The sequence below is a fragment of the Hutsoniella sourekii ATCC 700629 genome (assembly GCF_000518205.1).
In the GTDB taxonomy this organism is placed as follows: Bacteria; Bacillota; Bacilli; order Lactobacillales; family Aerococcaceae; genus Hutsoniella; species Hutsoniella sourekii.
In genome coordinates, this window is the sequence record NZ_KI912399.1 from 96,078 (window position 1) to 114,637 (window position 18,560).

18 protein-coding genes are annotated in these 18,560 nt (G+C 44.5%); 6 read left to right on the plus strand and 12 right to left on the minus strand.

Features of this window, described 5'->3' with window-relative positions; genetic code table 11:
• Window position 1: 1 nt before the first annotated feature.
• The 4 genes from polA to ytpR all read right to left on the minus strand — a co-directional run bounded on the left by polA (window position 2) and on the right by ytpR (window position 5,209).
• Complete coding sequence (gene polA, locus T408_RS0109400) at window positions 2–2,668, minus strand: DNA polymerase I (RefSeq protein ID WP_028119688.1); 2,667 nt, start codon at window positions 2,666–2,668, stop codon at window positions 2–4.
• 64 nt (window positions 2,669–2,732) lie between these two features.
• Window positions 2,733–4,064, minus strand: coding sequence for a UDP-N-acetylmuramate--L-alanine ligase (gene murC, locus T408_RS0109405; RefSeq protein WP_028119689.1), 1,332 nt, complete (start codon window positions 4,062–4,064; stop codon window positions 2,733–2,735).
• Window positions 4,057–4,557, minus strand: coding sequence for a hypothetical protein (locus T408_RS0109410; RefSeq protein ID WP_028119690.1), 501 nt, complete (start codon window positions 4,555–4,557; stop codon window positions 4,057–4,059). The genes murC and T408_RS0109410 overlap by 8 nt, the downstream gene beginning before the upstream one ends.
• 22 nt (window positions 4,558–4,579) lie before the next feature.
• A complete protein-coding gene (gene ytpR, locus T408_RS11445) occupies window positions 4,580–5,209 on the minus strand; it encodes a YtpR family tRNA-binding protein (RefSeq protein ID WP_035420574.1) in 630 nt (209 codons plus the stop codon).
• A 175-nt stretch (window positions 5,210–5,384) separates the two neighbouring features.
• On the opposite strand from ytpR, the gene T408_RS11450 reads away from it, so the two are divergent.
• From T408_RS11450 to trmB, 3 genes are read left to right on the plus strand one after another with little or no spacing between them, the layout of a single operon-like run.
• The gene (locus tag T408_RS11450) at window positions 5,385–5,723 is read left to right on the plus strand and encodes a hypothetical protein (RefSeq protein ID WP_051444873.1); all 339 of its coding nucleotides are present in this window, start codon (window positions 5,385–5,387) and stop codon (window positions 5,721–5,723) included.
• A 44-nt stretch (window positions 5,724–5,767) separates the two neighbouring features.
• Window positions 5,768–6,553: a phosphotransferase family protein gene (locus T408_RS0109425; RefSeq protein ID WP_028119691.1), complete on the plus strand. Its 786-nt coding sequence runs from the start codon at window positions 5,768–5,770 to the stop codon at window positions 6,551–6,553.
• Window positions 6,554–6,571: 18 nt separating this feature from the next.
• A complete protein-coding gene (gene trmB, locus T408_RS0109430) occupies window positions 6,572–7,216 on the plus strand; it encodes a tRNA (guanosine(46)-N7)-methyltransferase TrmB (RefSeq protein WP_028119692.1) in 645 nt (214 codons plus the stop codon).
• A gap of 235 nt (window positions 7,217–7,451) precedes the next feature.
• Here trmB and T408_RS0109435 read toward each other — a convergent pair whose 3' ends face one another.
• The 6 genes from T408_RS0109435 to spxA form a co-directional block, all read right to left on the minus strand.
• Window positions 7,452–8,564: a hypothetical protein gene (locus T408_RS0109435; RefSeq protein ID WP_028119693.1), complete on the minus strand. Its 1,113-nt coding sequence runs from the start codon at window positions 8,562–8,564 to the stop codon at window positions 7,452–7,454.
• 1 nt (window position 8,565) lies between these two features.
• Window positions 8,566–10,383: an oligoendopeptidase F gene (pepF, locus tag T408_RS0109440; RefSeq protein ID WP_028119694.1), complete on the minus strand. Its 1,818-nt coding sequence runs from the start codon at window positions 10,381–10,383 to the stop codon at window positions 8,566–8,568.
• Window positions 10,384–10,460: 77 nt separating this feature from the next.
• Window positions 10,461–11,222 carry a competence protein CoiA family protein gene (locus T408_RS0109445; protein ID WP_157060795.1) on the minus strand — a complete coding sequence of 254 codons (762 nt, stop codon included), beginning with the start codon at window positions 11,220–11,222 and terminating at the stop codon, window positions 10,461–10,463.
• Window positions 11,223–11,233: 11 nt separating this feature from the next.
• Window positions 11,234–11,512, minus strand: a complete 279-nt coding sequence (locus T408_RS0109450) for a DUF7828 domain-containing protein (protein ID WP_028119696.1) — start codon at window positions 11,510–11,512, stop codon at window positions 11,234–11,236.
• Window positions 11,513–11,567: 55 nt separating this feature from the next.
• Window positions 11,568–12,221: an adaptor protein MecA gene (locus T408_RS0109455; protein ID WP_028119697.1), complete on the minus strand. Its 654-nt coding sequence runs from the start codon at window positions 12,219–12,221 to the stop codon at window positions 11,568–11,570.
• Window positions 12,222–12,785: 564 nt separating this feature from the next.
• The gene (gene spxA / locus T408_RS0109460) at window positions 12,786–13,184 is read right to left on the minus strand and encodes a transcriptional regulator SpxA (protein ID WP_028119698.1); all 399 of its coding nucleotides are present in this window, start codon (window positions 13,182–13,184) and stop codon (window positions 12,786–12,788) included.
• 321 nt (window positions 13,185–13,505) lie between these two features.
• Between spxA and trpS the strand changes: the two genes are divergently transcribed.
• Both trpS and T408_RS11455 read left to right on the plus strand, forming a co-directional pair.
• The gene (gene trpS / locus T408_RS0109465; protein WP_028119699.1) at window positions 13,506–14,492 is read left to right on the plus strand and encodes a tryptophan--tRNA ligase; all 987 of its coding nucleotides are present in this window, start codon (window positions 13,506–13,508) and stop codon (window positions 14,490–14,492) included.
• Window positions 14,493–14,656: 164 nt separating this feature from the next.
• Complete coding sequence (locus T408_RS11455; protein ID WP_051444874.1) at window positions 14,657–15,262, plus strand: DUF2179 domain-containing protein; 606 nt, start codon at window positions 14,657–14,659, stop codon at window positions 15,260–15,262.
• 84 nt (window positions 15,263–15,346) lie between these two features.
• On the opposite strand, the gene T408_RS0109475 is transcribed toward T408_RS11455, so the two are convergent.
• On the minus strand, window positions 15,347–15,808 hold the full coding sequence (locus tag T408_RS0109475; protein ID WP_235731637.1) for a Fur family transcriptional regulator: 462 nt from the start codon (window positions 15,806–15,808) through the stop codon (window positions 15,347–15,349).
• Window positions 15,809–15,967: 159 nt separating this feature from the next.
• Here T408_RS0109475 and T408_RS0109480 point away from each other — a divergent pair, with 159 nt between their 5' ends.
• Window positions 15,968–17,065, plus strand: a complete 1,098-nt coding sequence (locus tag T408_RS0109480; RefSeq protein WP_028119701.1) for an FUSC family protein — start codon at window positions 15,968–15,970, stop codon at window positions 17,063–17,065.
• A 76-nt stretch (window positions 17,066–17,141) separates the two neighbouring features.
• On the opposite strand, the gene T408_RS0109485 is transcribed toward T408_RS0109480, so the two are convergent.
• Window positions 17,142–18,548 (minus strand): L,D-transpeptidase family protein, encoded by a 1,407-nt coding sequence (locus tag T408_RS0109485; RefSeq protein WP_051444875.1) that lies wholly within the window; start codon window positions 18,546–18,548, stop codon window positions 17,142–17,144.
• Window positions 18,549–18,560 lie beyond the last annotated feature (12 nt).

Here is an 18,560-nt window from a genome sequence, read left to right on the forward strand (position 1 = left end):
ACTAGAGATCGTACCAGGTGTTTCCTTGATTATATTCTACCTCAATAGGCACCTGGAGTTCTACTGCGGATTCCATAATCTCAACCACCAAGTCGCTCAAGGTCTCCATCTCACTGTCTGGTGCTTCCAAGATCAATTCATCGTGAACTTGTAGGAGCAAGCGCGCTTCGAGACCGGCTTCTTGAATCGCTCGGTCCAGTCGGATCATCGCAATCTTAATAATATCCGCAGCCGTTCCTTGAATCGGGGAATTAATGGCCGTCCGCTCAGCAAAGGAGCGCACATTAAAGTTACTAGACTTCAAGTCAGGCAAGTAGCGCCGGCGGTTAAAGAGGGTCTCCACGTAACCCTTAGACTTGGCTTCTTTAACCACTTCTTCCATGTATTGGCTGACGCCTGGGTACTTTTCAAAGTAAGTGTCAATGAATTCCTTGGCTTCATAGCGGGGGATATTCAAGTTTTGAGACAGGCCATAATCACTAATCCCGTAGACAATTCCAAAGTTAACCGCCTTGGCTTGCCGTCTGATGTTGCTGTCAATTTCCTGGTCCTTAGGAATACCGAAGACCCGGCGTGCGGTGGCGGCGTGAATATCTTCCCCGTCCTGGAAGGCCTGGATCATATGGGGATCCCCGGAAATATGGGCGAGCACCCGAAGTTCAATCTGGGAATAGTCTGCTGAGAAGAGTTTCCAATGGTCTTGACTCGGTATAAAGGCTTGGCGAATCCGGCGCCCTTCTTCCATCCGTGTTGGAATATTTTGCAAGTTAGGGTCTGCACTGGATAGACGCCCTGTTTGGGTCAAGGTCTGGATAAAGCGGGTATGGATGCGCCCATCTTCTTGGATATATTCGGGTAAGCCTGCTAGGTAAGTCCCCTGCAACTTGGCTACCTGTCGGTAATCGAGAATTTTTTGAATGATGGGGTGCTTATCTAGTAACTTCTCTAGGACGCCAGCCGCGGTTGAATAGCCGGTCTTAGTCTTCTTGATCACCGGAAGACCCAGGTCTTCAAAGAGGACCACGCCCAATTGCTTGGGCGAGTTCAAGTTGAATGCTTGACCCGCTAATTCAAAAATCTCTGCTTCCATCTCGCCTAATCGTTCAATCAGGACCTGGTTGCGCTCTTCAAGAGTTTCACCATCCACCTTAATTCCCAAGATCTCCATCTTGGCTAGAACCTCAGCTAGTGGAAATTCCATTTCTTCATAGAGACTCTTCATCTGGCTCTCTTCTAAGGCTTCCATCAGTGGTTCTTCCAAGATAGCCAGGGACTGGGTCTTACTGGCTAGGTGGCTAGCTAAGACATCCTCAGAAGGAAGCTTCATCTTAGCACCCTTGCCATAGACAGCCTCATCGAATTGCACCAAGGACGGCAGACCATAAGTCTCCAACATCTCAGCTAATTGGCCTGAATGATGACTATCCAATAAATAATCAGCAATCAAGACGTCAAAGCGAATCCCTGCCAAGTGGACCCCCTGCCGGCTGGCTAGAACCCGGTCTCTTTTGGAGTCATAACTGATCTTGGACTTACTAGAATCTGCCAACCAATCACAAAAGGCCTCAGATTCAAAGGCTTGGTCACCCGCTAGAAAATAAGCCTTTTCCTGGTCTAAGTCAGCGATCGCCACACCGACAATATCAGCAAAGTGATAGTTCTCTTCTAAGGTCTCTAGATAAAGGGCCGCCCGTTCAGGTAGGGAGATACCATCTAAAGATTCCAAGCTTTCTACCGGATAGAGGTCAATGGAGTCTAGGGCTTGGTCTTCAATAGCCAGGCCTTCAAGGCCAAACTCTTCCTGCAAATGACTTAAGAAAGAATTGAAATTCATCTGCCGGTAGAAATCAGCCAAGGCCTCAGGGTCCTTGCCCTTGAAGTGAAGTTCGTCCAGAGAAAGATCTATCGGGGCATCTGTTAGGATCCGGGCTAACCGCTTGCTTAAGCGGGCCTGGTCTTCTTCATTAACCAAGTTCTCCTTCATCTTGGAAGGTTTCAATTCATCAATCTGGTCATACAAGTTCTCCACAGAGCCAAATTGATGCAAGAGCTTCAAGGCAGTCTTCTCACCAATCCTTGTGACTCCGGGGTAATTATCCGAAGAATCCCCCATTAGGCCCTTCATATCAATGATCTGTTCCGGGGTTAAGTCATACATTTCTCGGATAGAATCCGTTGTATAAGCGACCAAATCACTGACACCCTTGCGAGTAATATAGACATCTACATTGTCACTAGCCAGTTGAATCAAGTCCTTATCACCTGAGATGACTACCACCTGGTCTTCTGCTTCTACCTGACGAGACAAGGTGCCAATAATATCATCCGCTTCATATTCAGCCACAGAATAATAAGGAATCCCATAACCATCCAATAGCACTCTAAAATAAGGCATCTGTTCTTGGAACTCTGAGGGGGTCTTCTGCCGGCCGCCCTTGTAGTCACTAAATAATTCACTTCGAAAAGTCGGCCCCGACTGGTCAAAGGCGACCAAGATATGGGTGGGCTCAAATTGCTTCAAGACATTATCCAACATCCGGTTAAACGAGAATAAGGCGTTGGTATGAAGACCCGACTGGTTCTTGAAGCGGTCTAAATCTAGAATCGAATAGAAGGCCCGGAAAGCCAGGCTGCTTCCGTCAATTAGTAATAATTTTTTCTCACTCACGGCATTCTCCTCTTTCTGTGCTTTCTAGTCGAAAACGGCCAACTAAAAGCTGACCGTTTGAAACTTATAATTGATTGGGACGAAGTTGGGCGTAGGCTTGCTCAAATTGCTGGGACAGGTCATCAATATCGCCTGCACCCATAAACAAGACCACCGCTTCTTGATAATTCATTAAGGGGGATAAGTGACTAGTTGAAATAATCTCGACTGGACGATCTATCTTATTGGCCAGATCTTCAATCGTTACATCCCCAGACTGTTCTCTAGCTGAGTTAAAGATATCAACCAGATAAATATCATCGGCTAACTCTAAAGCCTCAGCAAATTCATTCAATAAGGCCACCGTCCGACTAAAGGTATGCGGTTGAAAAACTGCCACAATCTCATGGTCGGGGTATTTTTGCCGGGCAGCATCAATGGTTGCCTTAATTTCTGATGGGTGGTGGGCATAGTCATCAATAATCGTTAATTGGCCGACTTGACGGGCCGCAAAACGACGCTTAACCCCTTGGAAGCTAGCCAAATATTTAGCAATCTCGTCTGCTTGGAAGCCTTCCAATAAGACACTCGTAATAACCGCTAGGGCATTCAGGATATTATGGTTACCAAAGGCTGGTAAATGGAAGCGACCAACCTTCTCTCCTTGGAAGTAGACGTCAAAGTCCGATCCTTGGGTGGTCCGGTCAATGTTATTAGCGTAAACATCCAAGTCTTCACTGAATCCATAGTAATAAATCGGTTGGTCAAGCTTTAATTGCTTCAAGTACTCATCCTCACCACAAGCGATAATTCCTTTGCCAGCTTGGCCCGCAAAGCCCTCGATGGCTTGAAAAACATCCTCAATGGAATGGTAGTAATCCGGATGGTCAAAATCAACATTGGTCACAATGACATAGTCCGGTTGATAAGCCATAAAATGACGGCGGTACTCACAAGCTTCCAGGGCAAAGTAATCCGCCGCTTCATCACCAAAGCCTGTCCCATCGCCAATAAGATAAGAGGTCGGCGCCAGGTGGGAGAGCACATGGGACAACAAGCCTGTTGTGGACGTCTTACCATGAGATCCAGTGACCGCAATCGAGGTATAATTTTGGATCAGGTCACCTAGGAACTTGTGGTAGCGATAGACAGGCAAGCCCAATTCGCGCGCCTTCACCAGCTCAGGATGGTCATCACTAAAGGCATTACCTGCAATAACCGTCAATCCTTCGTGAATATTGTTCGCATCAAAGGAGTAAATAGGGATCTGGTGATTTTCTAATTCTTGCTGCGTGAAAAAATATTTATCAATATCGCTACCTTGAACACGGTAACCTTCTCCATGCAAAATTAAGGCCAAAGCACTCATCCCAGAGCCTTTAATGCCTACAAAGTGATAGGTTGTATCCCTATTCATTTAACGATGCCTCCTTTTGATAGTCAAATAGTAAAAATGTTTCTTCTGCTTTAATTAACCGCTGGCTAATTGCTCTCAAATCACTGTCTTCCTTGACTTCTTCCACCTTAGATGACGGAAATAAGGAAGCATTTACTTGAGTTTCCTCGTGTTCAACCGGCGCCTTGAATTCAGGCCCCTTGAAGCTAGGCCGATAGATAAAGGGTTGGCTGTCTTGTCGAAGACGTTCCTGATCCTTATCCACTAATTCGGATGCCAGGCGTTCCTGGAAATCTTCCCGGTGCCCTCGCTCCTTGAGAAAGGGAACTTGATAAGTCTGGGACCGCCCACTTTCGTCCACCGGCTGAGGACGAGGGGTTGAGCGAGTAAAGTCCTTAGAACCGGCCTGACTAGCAGGAGGAGTAGCAGGCGACTGCCAATTCTTTCTGGCTGAGTGCGGTTTGGCCTGGGATCCCTTCTTGCGATTCAGGGCCGGACCATCATAATTTCTCATCGCCATTCCTCCAATCTAGCTCTTAAGCTTGATAGTCAGCTACAACCTCTGATAGTGGCGTTCCCACCTCAAAGTGGCTCTCCAATTCCCAAATACCTGGATAATCTTCAATCTGTTCCAAACCAAGTTCGCGAGTTGAACAAATCATCCCCATCGACTCTTCGCCGCGCAATTCACCTGGCCAAATAATCGCCCCAGAAGGCATGACTGCACCTGGCTTAGCCACTAGGACCTTCAAGCCTTGATCAATATTACTTGCTCCACAGACAATTTGAACCACTTGGTCCGGACTAACCCGGGTCTGAGTAATGGATAGGTGGTCACTATCCGGATGGTCCTCGCATGCTTCCACATAACCGACAACGAATTTCTCTTCGTTGTCAAAAGCTAGCTCCAAGTCGAAGCCGGCTTTTTGAATTCGCTGGTTGATGTAAGCCGTTTGGTCGTCATTTAACTTCACTTGCTCTTGGTTCTCTAAGCCTAATTGCTCTTGAACATCGAAGACATTCACCGCGACCACTTGACCATCTCGCTGGTCCTTGACTACCGTTACGCCGGCATTAGATTCGGCCTGAGCGAAATCATCAGCAATACTGGCCCGAGTCGCCATTAAGACATCCCCAACATTGGCATTATAAAAAGCTAACCACATTATTTAAAAACCTCTCTTTATTGTTGTGATTTTATTCGATATAATAGATTTTTCATTATCTATTGTATTATGACAAATCTCTTGAGATAAATCAATCCTTGTGCGCCAGTTCCAGGGCGTTACAGCTAGACTCAAATATGTTAAACTTGAAGCATTGACTAATAGGAGGTTGACCATGGCTCAAAAAAATTCACAGCTCATTAAAGCATTGGCTCTTGCTACTGGACTAGCAAGTATCGGTGCACTAGCTAAAGTAATCAAAGAAAACACCCCTATCCAAGCAGGCAAAGCCTTGAAGCTGGTTCAAGCCGACTTTGCCCGTCGAGGTCCCGTCTTAGACTCTTGGATTCATTATACGCCAACCCGCTACCAATTAATTGAAGAAGCACCCATGGCTTATTTGGGTGGGCTGTCAGTGAAAGAAGACCAGCAAGTGATCCATTACCAATTTGCCTGTGATATCTTTACCGGGGAAGTACTCGATTATTTTATGGTTAAGTCTATTTCTGAGTAAGCCCACCAGCAAGACTTATTTACAAGAGAAAGGAGGGTATTAGCTTGCTGAACCATTCCGATGATTGGGAATTCCATCCCATCCTAGGAGGAAGTGGTGAGTCCTTTATGGGCGTCAACCAAGAAGAAAAACTATTCTTTAAGCGTAATATCTCTCCTTTCGTCACTGCCTTATCTGCCAAGGGGATCACGCCCCGTTTGATGTGGACCAAGCGAACCTACTCTGGTGATACCTTAACTGCCCAAGAATGGAAAGAAGGCCGCCTGCTAGAGAAGAAAGAAATGGAGAAAGCTGAACTCATTCAACTACTCTACCAAGTCCACCACTCTGACGATCTATTAGACATGCTGAAACGAGTCGGGGGTAAGGTCTACCGTCCTCTGGACTTCTTGGAAGAATACTTCCAAGAACTACCCCCTCACCTGGCATCCAACCACCTCTTTAATGAAGTGGTCTGCCACCTACAAGACAGTGTGACGGAAGAATTCTACCAGGTCGACTTGTCAGTTTGCCACGGAGACTTGCACCACCATAATTTTATTATGGAATATAACAGCCAGAACCTTTACCTAGTGGATTGGGAGAAGGTCCGGATTTCTGATTATTTAAGTGACTTGTCTTACCTATTGATTCAATACTTCCCACCTGGCCATTGGACCCAGTGGTTGACCACCTACCAGGCAGATTTTCAAGAGCCTAAGTTCTATGAACGCATCCGTTGGTATAGCTTGATCAACTGCCTCTTACTAATCAAACAATACTATCAAGAAAAACGTTATTTCAAGGTAAATGAACTCATCTTATTATTGAAGTCTATCTACCAAAACTAAGATCGAAAGGTTGATGATATGCGCTTAAGAAATATACCTGGTGCTCAGGAGACATTAGACGCTTACCCACAATATGTGCCTCAAGATCCCGCAGCATTAGCTGGTCAGTGGCAGACCCGCTTTCCCAACAAGCAACCGCTCTACTTGGAAGTGGGTTCGGGTAAGGGACAATTCATGGTAGAAATGGCTAAGGCCCATCCGGACATTAACTTTATCGCCACTGAAGTCCAAACCAGCGTTGCCCTACGTATCTTACAGCGGCTAATTGAAGCCGACTTACCCAACTTACAAATCCTGCATGGAGATGGCCGCTTAATCAGCGACTACTTCGCTCCAGGCGAGGTAGACCGGCTCTACTTGAACTTCAGCGACCCTTGGCCTAAAAAGCGCCACGCCAAGCGTCGTTTAACTTCACCTGACTTTCTCCAAGCCTACCGTCAGATTCTCACAGCCGATGGAGAAATTCACTTCAAGACTGATAACCAAGGCCTCTTTGAATATTCGCTTGCCAGCATGTCCCAATCTGGCCTAGCCTTTAAGGCTATCTGGTTAGATTTACATCAAAGTGACTTTGAAGGCAATATTATGACCGAGTATGAAGAAAAGTTCTCTGACCGCGGCCATCCGATCTATCGCTTGGAAGCTTACTTCAGGGAGGCATAAGGATAGTACAAACCAAATAAAATCGATAAAAAGCTTCGAAAGTAACTATTCCCTCAGCTGTAGTGGACCGCATCCAGAGCGATGCGTCAATTGTCCTAATACTACTGCTGAGGGAATAGTTGTTTTTTCGCAATGATCGACATTTTTTAAATACAAATAAACGTTACAAATCAAAATGATTGCTTAAGATTAAAGATCGTATGATTAACTTGTCTTAAAGTCGGTCTATTTTGACCTAATCAAGCGCTCGGTCAATCCGGCGACTGATCACTTGGCTGGATATGATAGGACTGGCTTCATGTTGCTGCCAGCGATCCAGTTGATAGTACAAGGACCCTGGGGTCTTGATACCTGCTAGTAACACTTGGTCCAAGCCAGCCGGTGCTAGGATATCTTCAACCAAAACCACACAATTAGTCCCAAACAAGAAGTACTGCTGGTAGATTCCTTCGATAATCCGGAAGGCCAAACCTTGAGTCTGCTTCAAGAGCTGGCTAATCGCTGACTGGTTTTCTTTCTGGGGTTGATAGGCTTGGGTGATTCGGTTAAAGGACATTAATCGCTTTTCAATGGCTAATTTCTGCCGGTCACTTAATTCAAAGGCAAAGCGGAACACAGTCGCTCCATCCCCGACCATAAAGTCCAAGTATTCTTCTTGGCTACATTGGAAAACTAAGCCGTCCCCTAGAACTCCCTTGATCAAGTTGTTAGCCAAGTCATAACAACCGTAGCTATAAACCTGCCCTTCGTAGGCAAAGTCAACGTGACCGAGGACGCCAAACTTACGTTCATAGACGTGGACAAATAACTCCAAGTCAGCCTGCCGTCCCTTCACCTCCTGGCTACTGGCCAAGTTGAAGGGGGTCTGAGGTTTCTTAGACTTCAGGGCTTGGTTAACAGACTGCATAGCCATATAAGGCATTAAGGCGGTCAGAATAACTGGTTCGCTGACCCGGTAGTGACGCTTTTTGACTAAGGCTTGGGCATTGGGGATTACATCCACAAAGACATCCACCAAGTAATTGGCTGCTAGTAAGAGCAAATACAAGCTCAAGACAAAGAGGAGTAAGGCTACTTTTTGAGGGCCAAGCCACAAATAAATAATAGCAAGAGCAGCAAGACCTGGCACAAGCAAGAGTCGAAAATCCTGTTCTTCTCGCCAAATAACCAGGGCATTAACCACTTGAGCAAGAACTAAGAAGGTCCAATAAATCAAGGTCAAGCTATAAATAAAGACTGCTAGACCATGGTCAGGTTGACCTAGCAAATAGCCCAAGCCCACACTAGTAAATAACAAGGCAAAGGCAAGCGCTAGATTTTGTAGGCGCGTGATTTGTTTACGGTCCATCTTATTCACCTTCTTTTGAAGCTAGTAATTGTTTGAATTCCTCTAGACGGTCTTTGAAGACTGCAAAGGTTGACAATAAGTAATCAGGTTGGGTCATATCAATCCCGGCTTCTTGCATGATAGCAATCGGATAGTCACTACTACCTGCCTTCAAGAAGCTCAAGTAACCCGACACCGCTCCTGCTTCTCCTTGGCTGATGCGACGGGCAAATTCGGTGGCCGCTGCAAAGCCGGTCGCATATTGATAGACATAGAAATTATAATAAAAATGCGGAATACGCGTCCATTCCAAGGCGATTTGTGACTGGGAATTAACACTGGAACCATAGTACTTAGCATTTAGTTCCTGATAGGCCTGGTTCAAGAAGTTAGCGGTCAAAGGTTGCCCCTTGGCGTCTTCTTGATAGATAAACTGTTCGAATTCCGCAAATTGACTTTGACGGAAGACCGTTCCTTTAACCCCATCCAGGAAGTGGTTCAAGATATAGAGGCGTACTTCCTTGTCTGGATAAGTCTTCAGTAGGTAGTCCGTCAGTAAATTCTCATTGGTCGTTGAGGCCATTTCCGCTAAGAAGATGGAGTAATGGGAATCAACATAACTTTGGGCTTGGTTGGTTAAATAAGAATGGGCACTGTGTCCTAATTCATGAACCAAGGTATACAAGTTATTCAAGTTATCTTGCCAATTCAAGAGAATATAAGGGTAGCTGTCATAAGTACCTGACGAATAAGCGCCACTGCGTTTGCCTTGATTCTCATAGACATCAATCCAACCCTGGTCAAAAGCCTGCTTGATGATCGCTAGATAATCTTCGCCTAGAGGAGCTAGCGCTTCTAGGACAATCTCCTTGGCTTCATCATAGCTAAAGGCCAAGGGCGCCTGACCTAATAGGGGTGTGTACATGTCATACATCTCTAATTGATCAAGTTCTAGAACTTCCTTACGCAAGTCCACATACTCATGCAACAAATCCAAGTGATCATGGACCGTTTCTAAGAGAAGATCATAGACCACCTCTGGAATATTATCATCAAATAAGGCTGCCTGGCGGGCTGATTGATAATTTCTCAGCTTGGCCTGAAGGTTGCCTTTTTTCATTTGGGCTGACAATAAGGCCGCAAAGGTATTTTGGAACTGGTCATAAACGCTATAGTATTGCTTGAAGGTCGACTCTCTTAACTGACGGTCATTGCTTTCTAAATAGCGACTATATGTTCCATGACTCAATGGATAAGTCTGCCCCTTCTGATCTTGGGCATCCGGGAACTTCAAGTCAGCGTTATTCAAGAGTCCAAAGGTCTTGGTATTGGTTGAGAAGATTTCTCCCGCTTGAGCGAGGATACTTTCTTGGTCTTTGGTCAAGGTATGGGCCCGGTAGCGAACCGCATCGTCTAGGAATTGACGGTATTTGGCTAAGCGTGAGTCAGCCGCCATGAATGCCTGCAAGGTGTCAGGGTCCATAGCCATAAGTTCAGGTTGTAAGAAGGCGAGCTTCTCACTCAAAGCAACAGCCACTTGACTCGCTTGCGCTTCCAGAGTCTGATAGTGGTCATTGCCCTGGTCTTGATCATTCTTGAGGTGACTATAGACATATAGGTTGCCCATGGTCCGCTGGTAATCACTAATTAATTCCAAGGCCTCAAACAAATGATCACTCGATTCACTCAGGCTACCTGGCAGTTGATCTAAGTCACCTAGACGCCCTTGAAACTCCTCTAAGGCTTCTAGAAAATCTTGATCACTAGCATACATGGGGGTTAAGTCCCATTGGTATTGGCTTGAGACTTCTTCTCGTTTGGGTAATTGGGATGTCTTCATTATATCCCCTCCTTTTCAAATCGCTTCACCTTTATTATAGCTAAATTAAGGCCTAAATCCCAATCTTTTAACACTTTCTAGCCATCTTTAGCCAAATAAAGTTGGTAAATTTGCCCCATTCCCTTGAATAATTGCCACCGCCTTGACGGATCAGCTAATAAAGGGTGGAAATCACCGAGGTCGCCCCGGTCAAAAGCCTGGTCCAAGAAGAAAGCCACTTCATCAATATCACCAGCCGCTTGGTCTAGTGCCCAAGCTGTCCAAGCCCATAGATACCAAGCAGGCTGCTGGAAGAGCAGAAAGTGAAGTGGCCGGTCGAAAATACGACTGGAGAGCTGGTCTAAGCGAAAACCGTGCTGATAGAGACGGGCGAGACGTGGCTGGTTATGGGCTTGCTTACGGATCAGCGTTAGGGGATTGGGATGACTTGAATAGATGCGGGAGGAATAGACAGGATAGCCGACTTGCCTCTTAGGACTTGATGAGTGAGGGAAGCGTAATAGCAAGTCTTCGCTGGTCCAGACTTGAAGATCCATAATCCCCTTCGATGGATCATAAATCATAGCTAACTGACTAAAGCTTCGAATCACTCGCTCACCAGCATCAAAAGTCAACAAATAATAACCTAGGTCTTGATGATAATTAATATTCCGCTTCACCCAAGCCGCTTCCAAGCCCCGCTGACTAAAATAATTATGGTCTATTAACCAATCATGCTGGATGCCCAAGCGGTCATAGGCATCAAACCTGGCCGTCAAGTTACTTTGGGAAAGTGGAGAATGTTGGTATTCAAATACGCGAACCAGCCTTTCTGATTCAATCAAGGCAATATCGGCAATGACTTGTCCTTCTAAGAGCGGATACTCGCTACTAGCTGATACTTGGTCCCTAGATCGGCTTCCAGCAGATAGGACTTGAAGGCACGGTGGCTAGCCGTCTCTCCTAGTCCTTGGGAAGGAAGAGCCACTTGCCCACAAGGCCGAGAGTGGCTAAAGAAGGCTCGCCCCCGGCGACTTCGCTTAAGGATCAGTGACTGACCACACTTCGGGCAATGATAAGTCTCTTTTGATGGTTGAACGACCTGGCTGGCATAAATTAAGCTACCGCTTTTATTGATGGCTGCATACAAAAAAATCACTCCTTCGTCTATTAAATACACGAAAAAGTGATAATTGCATTATTTATTATAAATTTTTGCCAAAATAAGTCAGAGCATCTTCAGATCGGATCAACTGACCGTACTCTTGTAAGGTATTGACAGTAATATGGGCCCGTTCCCCAAATTCATTAATCCAAGCAAAGATAGAATACAAGCCGTCTTCACTCAGATACTGGTCCGCATCCTTGATTGCTAGATAATAATTATTCTTGAAGTGATACAAGTCAGCTGGTAAGTCCAAGTCGGCTAATTCGCGAGCCAACAAGATGAAATCCTCTAAGTCTTCAAAGAAGAAAATCTGCAAACTCAAAATACTCAACCACTGGTCCTCTGGGTCTTCTTCTAGCTTGGCTTCTTCCTTGGATTGGATAATCTGCTTGCGTCGCTCGTTGATAATTTGCTTGGCTAATTGTTCATCAAAGACCCCATCCGTCTCATCAAAGCTAGAACGACTAATATAAAGTTCTAGACCATTCCGGTTAGGCATCACTTGAAAAGTAACCGCATCAGACTCCTGGAAGTGTTTATCAATATCAACCTCTTCAAGGATGGAATAGAAGAATTTCTCAATACTCAATTGGTCACTGATTAGATCTAGAAAATCAATACCTCGTTCAGCCAGATCTTCCGCATCAATCATGACCTTGATCAAATTCTCGTTGATTCTCTCCATTTCCATCACATCACCCCCTAATCACTATCTTCATTATACTACAAGTTAATAAATATTAAAGCTTTGCCAATTATTTATGATGTAAACCTGATTCTAACAGACAGCTAGTGGACTTTCAAGCTTGACCATTCTGAAGTAAGCTTAAAATTCTGCTGAGAATCATACCGATTCCTATTAAGGCAGCTCGACTTCTCATTTTTCTTTTTGAGAAATAAAAGTAAATCGAAAGACAAATATATTTCTTTTTGTTATAATTCCTCTAGGCCTTGATAGCCTTTATTTGAAGTGAGCTAAGGTAAGAGGTTTGCCTGATTACAATACCCATCCTATCCAATAATAACAACAAATCGCTTATTCCGACCAGTTATCAAGCAAACTTCTTACCTTAGCCCATTCTCCTTCAAGGTCACCTACTGAAAACTATACACTTAGATTTCTACTACTACCCTCACACCTGAAGGGGGTTAAATGGGCAGAACCGGCTTCCACAATCTCGTGCGAAGCCGGTTTTTGTCTATTATGATATGATAAAATAAAAAAAGAGGTCAAAGACCTTTCTTACAATACCGATCACTCATTCACTAAAGCTCTGGCTCTTTGTAATTCTTGAGCGCGCACTTTACGTGGTAAGAATCGACGAATTTCATCTTCATTATAACCAATTTGTAGTCGCTTATCATCCAAGATAATTGGACGGCGCAGTAGGCCGGGCTGTTCTTGAACCATGACAAAGAAATCATTCAATGGAATTTCACTCAACTCAACTGTTAATTCAGAATAAGCCTTGGAACGAGTCGAAACAATGTCTTCAGTCCCGTTCTCAGTCATGCGTAAAATTTCTTTGATTTCAGTTTCAGTTAATGGATCAGTGAAGATATTACGTTCTTTATATGGAATTTCATGCTCTTCTAGCCATGCGCGTGCCTTTCTACAAGACGTACAACTTGGTGTGATATATAATGTTACCATCAGGAAACCATTCCTCTCATAAGTGCCTAAAGAATCAGTCGTTGGTGCTAAGTAGAAATAATGTAGAAGTTGATTATGCAAAGAAATACCATTGAAGAGACGTTCTAAAATTAAAATAAGTCTAATTTAAGGTCTCTTATGTCGTTAATTATAACATTATTTCTCATTTCATTCAATATCTTATGAAAATATTGTTTTAATTTCTAAATAGTCAATATTCACCGAATGACTAGCCCTTCAACTGAATTGTCTTTTGTGATTTATCTATCTATAGCGTATAATACTTTTATAAACTAAATGTTAATTAATTGAGGTGTATTTATGACTAAAGCAAAAATTTTCTCCGGTGTCCAACCTTCCGGTATCCCGACGATCGGTAACTACATTGGTGCCATGAAGGGCTTCGTTGAACTCCAAGACCAGTATGATGCGACCTACTGTGTGGTTAACCAACACGCGATTACTGTTCCCCAAGACCCTAAGACCTTGGCAGAGAATACTCGCCAACTCGCCGCTCTTTACCTAGCTATGGGGATGGATCCTAATAAGTCGACCATTTTCGTGCAATCTGATGTACCAGCCCATGCTCAAGTGGCTTGGATGATCTTATGTTTAACTGGATTGGGTGAATTGGAACGAATGACCCAGTTCAAGGACAAGGCCAACAAACAAGAATCAGTGAATGCCGGTCTTCTAGCTTATCCAGCCCTAATGGTCGGTGATATTATCTTGTATGACGCGGAGTATGTGCCTGTTGGGGATGATCAACGTCAACATATCGAACTCACCCGTAACTTTGTGGACCGCTTCAACAACCGCTACGGAGACCTATTAGTCAAGCCGGAAGCTATTATCCCTGAAGAAGGCGGCCGAGTGATGAGCCTACAAGATCCAAGCTCTAAGATGAGTAAGTCCGATACAAATGCCAAGGCCTTTATCTCCTTATTGGATCCACCTAAGACCATTATTAAGAAGGTCAAGAGTGCTATGACAGATTCCTTGGGTGAAGTTAACTATGACACTGAACAACAACCAGCTGTTTCTAACTTGTTAGAAATCTATGCCAACTTATCTGGCCAGTCCATCGATCAGTTAGTCCAAGCCTATCAAGGCAAGGGCTACGGTCAATTCAAAGGTGACTTAGCTGACCTGATTGTCTCTACTCTTGAACCAATCCAAGCACGCTACCAAATCTTGCTTGAAGGCAGTGAGTTGGATGATATCTTAGCTGATGGCGCCAAAAAAGCAAACAAGCAAGCCTCACAAACACTGGCCCGTATGGAAAAAGCCATCGGCCTTTATTACTAGTCCAGACTGATAATCTTTTTAAATCCCTTCCCACTCTTACTGGCTAACACTCCAGAGTGGGGAAGGGATCTTTTGTTTTCCTTTTCGACTAATCCTCTGATTTTACATCTATCTTTATTTGCGTTACCATCAAATTAGAAAAATATTCGAGGAGGCATTATTTTATGAATTGGCTTATTGTTCTTCAAGTCTTTGCCATCAACCTGGTCTATATTATGCTCAACACCATCCGAACCCTCCTAACCATGCGCGGCTACCGTAATGTAGCCCCCTTTATTGCGATTGTGGAGATTACCATCTATACACTGGGTTTGTCGATGGTGATGAATTACTTGCAAGAAAACATCTTCTATCTAGTCTTCTATGCCCTAGGCTTCAGTATTGGTATTTACCTGGGCATGTTAGTTGAAGACCGGATTGCCCTAGGCTACTCCGTCCTACAAGTCTTCACCCAAGGAGACAACCATGCCCTAGCTCAACACTTACGCCAAGAAGGCTACGGTGTGACCATCCAAACTGGCTATGGTCGTGACGGCGACCGCTTGATCTTAACCATCCTAACCCCCCGTTCCAGAGAAGTGGAGCTGAGAAACCGAATCCTAGAAATCAGTCCTCAAGCCTTCTTTATCGCTCATGAAGCCAAGTATATTCAAGGGGGCTTCTGGAGTCGCCGGATGAAGCGACAAGAACAAGCGGTACACACTCACGAGCCCATCCAGGAAGAAGTCAGCAAGGAAGATTTCGTCGATTACGAGACTTCAAAACAATAGACCCTTAATTATTTTTACGTGAATAAAGAAGTTCCCCGACTCACCTATCAGGTGAATCGAGGAACTTTTTGGCTATCAGTGGTACTATTGGTCGCTAGCTTGTTTTTTCTGACATTCTGGACAGATTCCATAGAGTTCCAGACGTGTCTGGTTAACCAGGTAGCCGGTTTGGTCACGGGCTGCTTGGTTAATAGCGGAGACATCATCAAAGACAAAGTCCCCAATCTTTCCACATTCCGTACATAAAATATGTTGGTGGTTGCGGTCCAAGAAGTCGTAGCGACTGGTAATATCGCTAAACTTCATCTCTTCCACTAAACCTAACTCCACCAAGGTATTCAAATTGTTGTAGACCGTCGCTAAGCTCATCTCGAAGTCATCATCCATTAAATCATGATAAATCTCATCAATTGTCGGGTGTGACTTACTTTTAATCATGTAAGATAAGATGGCCTTACGTTGAGGCGTCATTCGTATATTGGCTTGCTTTAAGCGGTCAACAGAGTCTTGATAATACTGTTGAAACTCCTCCTGGCTCATCGTCATATTACTTCACCCTCCTCTTCTAACACTATTATACACCTAATTCATTCCAATCTCCTTTAATTATATCCCTTCCAGATTATTTGAGCAATAGCAAGTCAAATGATTTATTTAGACAAATTTCTAGTATATAATAGGAATAATAGAAAGAGGTGAATCTTGATGCGTATAGGTGCTCGTGTCTTGAAGACCGGCTTAGCAATTGCTTTGGCAATTTTTCTATCCATGCTTCTTATTCCTGATAATAGCCCATCCCTAGCTGCGATTGCGGCCATTACCACTACCCTCCCCTCGGTCAAGAAATCTTACGATAACTTTACCAAGCGTGTCGTTGCCAATATTATCGGCGGGATCATTGCAGTCTGTATGTCTTTATTAATTGGTGAGAATCCCTTAACCATCGGGATTGCAGCCATTATCTGTATTACCATTCTGGATTCCTTGAAACTTAATGATGTGATTAACCTAGCGGTGATTACCGTGGTGGCCGTCATGGCCTCCAGTTCACGCAATCCCATTTATCTGATTGCCCTCTACCGAGTGTTGGAGACCATTATCGGGGTAACCGTTTCGTTCTTGGTTAATATCTTTGTCTACCCCCCACGCTATGACCAGAAGTTTTATGAGGCCTTGACCAACTTTACCAACGAACTCTTAGTGCTCATCCGAGCCAGTCTGAGGAAAAACTTATCTTTTTCGATTATGCACCGTGACCAAGTCTGGGCCGAGAAAGAGTATGCTAATATTCAGACCATCTTTAACTTGATGCGCAATGAGTTTATCTGGTCCAAGTCCCAACGCCTGGTTGTTGCCCGGCGCTTAGTGGTCTACCGCCATATGATGCAGACGCTTCAAGCAACCATTGCTCTTCTGGGGGCTCTTCATAGTTATGAGCATGTCTACAATGCCTTTAGTCGTGAGCTTCAGGATCTCATTCGTGAACGAGTAGAGCTCTTAATGGCCGCTCAAGAGCAGATCTTGATGAAGTTTAGTGGCCGGGTGTCTTCTGAAGAAGTAGGCTATATCACGGTCCCAGATGACTACCGCCAAGACTACTTGAAGCACTTCTTTGATGAGGCCAAACTAGCCCTTGAAGACCATCAAGCTTACGGAGACATCTCCGTTAATGGTGTCATTCACATTATGTCAACCATCTATACCTACGAAGAAGAAATCAATTCCTTGAATAATATTCTGACTATCTATGCTGGCCGTTACCAAGAAGAAATTGAAGACATTGATGATGTCTACCAGACTTAATCTAAATGCAAAACAGTCCTCATCCAAAGTGGCTCTTTCTACTCTGGATGAGGACTGTTTTTGGCTGGGATTAATCTTAGAAAATCATGACTGGCATTCCATAATCCACTAATTCAAAGACTTGTCCCATCACATCAGGCGGTGTGTTGATACAACCTAAGGAACCGGCGGTTAAATAAGCACCTCCACCAAAATTCCCCTGCCAAGAGGCATCGTGAATCCCTTGGGCTTGGTCATCAAAGGCAATCCAGTATTGAACCGGTTGAACATAATCGACATTCGTAACCGGGTTATAACCTCTTAAGTTAGATGGAGACTCCTTGTTCCAGACTTGGTAGGCTCCAGGAATGGTGACCGTTCCGTTACCGGCATTACCCGAGACAATCGGCGTCTGTAAGACAAGCTGACCTCCCTTATAGATAGACATCATCTGATAAGTAAGATCCACTTCGACATAATCCGGACCTACTCCCAGACCCCAACCATAGCCAGAACCTGAAATAATGGGCTCTCTAACGGTTTGTTGACCGCTAGCAATTAATTGCACCACTTCAGGGACTTCACTATCCAAATCAATCGACCAACCAAAGGTACCAGGCTGAACGGCCACTTCCCCTTGATAAGTAGACTGAAAAGGACGTACTTGAAAGATCGAAGCATATTGAGCGTTCAAATCTCCCAGATACTGGCGGACCGCATCTGCATCCACACTGGGTTCCCCGCTAGCTGGGTCAATATAGATCCAAGAATCAATCACATCCGTCGGCACTTCAACCTGCTGGTCTTCTAATTGGAAGGTCAACTGGCTTTGAAGCATGGTCTGAAGTTGACTTGCTCGCTCTTTCATGGCTTGGTTATCACTAGTATATTCAGGTAAGGCGTAGGCATCTTTTAGGTCTACTTGACTTTGGTTTTGACTGAGAGCCACTTGAATGGCCGCCTGCAAGCGGTCAGCAGATACTTGCTTACCATAAGTTTCCGGTTGGATGATATAAGAGCCATCTTCTTGCTTGATTAATTGAGCGGACTCACTGGCCGGCCGTTCCTCATTATTAATGCCTAATTGCTGAATCAATTGCTCTACTTGGTCAAGACCCAGTGAGAAAGCGGGTGCCAAGTCCTTAGCGCCATTTGTAAAAAATCCCTGAACCGGCCAGAGAAAAGCAGTCTGTTGGTCTAACTTCTTAGCTAAAGCTTCCTGGCCATCAAATTGAATAGCCAAATCCTTTAAACTAACTTGTCCTAAAGCCTGCCCATCTTCAACTAGGTCTAACTTGACTTCTGGTAATTTTTGATTCAAGTGTTCTTGGGCTTGGCTGACCGTATCCTGAGAAATCGAAACCAGTCCCAGCTTACTACCCGGTTGAAAATGAGAATTAAAATAAATAATACCCATTAAATAAATAAGCACCAACAAGCCTAGGCTTGCTATAGCCCAGAGCTTCGGTTGTTTCCAATTAATGGAAGCAAGTGACTCCCTCATAATATACCTCCC

Bases quoted from the DNA above. Each gene is read 5' to 3' on its own strand.
- murC (WP_028119689.1), bottom strand. From the start codon at position 4,064: ATGAATAGGGATACAACCTATCACTTTGTAGGCATTAAAGGCTCTGGG.
- T408_RS0109410 (WP_028119690.1), bottom strand. From the start codon at position 4,557: ATGAGAAATTATGATGGTCCGGCCCTGAATCGCAAGAAGGGATCCCAG.
- ytpR (WP_035420574.1), bottom strand. From the start codon at position 5,209: ATGTGGTTAGCTTTTTATAATGCCAATGTTGGGGATGTCTTAATGGCG.
- T408_RS11450 (WP_051444873.1), top strand. From the start codon at position 5,385: ATGGCTCAAAAAAATTCACAGCTCATTAAAGCATTGGCTCTTGCTACT.
- trmB (WP_028119692.1), top strand. From the start codon at position 6,572: ATGCGCTTAAGAAATATACCTGGTGCTCAGGAGACATTAGACGCTTAC.
- T408_RS0109435 (WP_028119693.1), bottom strand. From the start codon at position 8,564: ATGGACCGTAAACAAATCACGCGCCTACAAAATCTAGCGCTTGCCTTT.
- pepF (WP_028119694.1), bottom strand. From the start codon at position 10,383: ATGAAGACATCCCAATTACCCAAACGAGAAGAAGTCTCAAGCCAATAC.
- T408_RS0109455 (WP_028119697.1), bottom strand. From the start codon at position 12,221: ATGGAAATGGAGAGAATCAACGAGAATTTGATCAAGGTCATGATTGAT.
- spxA (WP_028119698.1), bottom strand. From the start codon at position 13,184: ATGGTAACATTATATATCACACCAAGTTGTACGTCTTGTAGAAAGGCA.
- trpS (WP_028119699.1), top strand. From the start codon at position 13,506: ATGACTAAAGCAAAAATTTTCTCCGGTGTCCAACCTTCCGGTATCCCG.
- T408_RS11455 (WP_051444874.1), top strand. From the start codon at position 14,657: ATGAATTGGCTTATTGTTCTTCAAGTCTTTGCCATCAACCTGGTCTAT.
- T408_RS0109475 (WP_235731637.1), bottom strand. From the start codon at position 15,808: ATGACGATGAGCCAGGAGGAGTTTCAACAGTATTATCAAGACTCTGTT.
- T408_RS0109480 (WP_028119701.1), top strand. From the start codon at position 15,968: ATGCGTATAGGTGCTCGTGTCTTGAAGACCGGCTTAGCAATTGCTTTG.
- T408_RS0109485 (WP_051444875.1), bottom strand. From the start codon at position 18,548: ATGAGGGAGTCACTTGCTTCCATTAATTGGAAACAACCGAAGCTCTGG.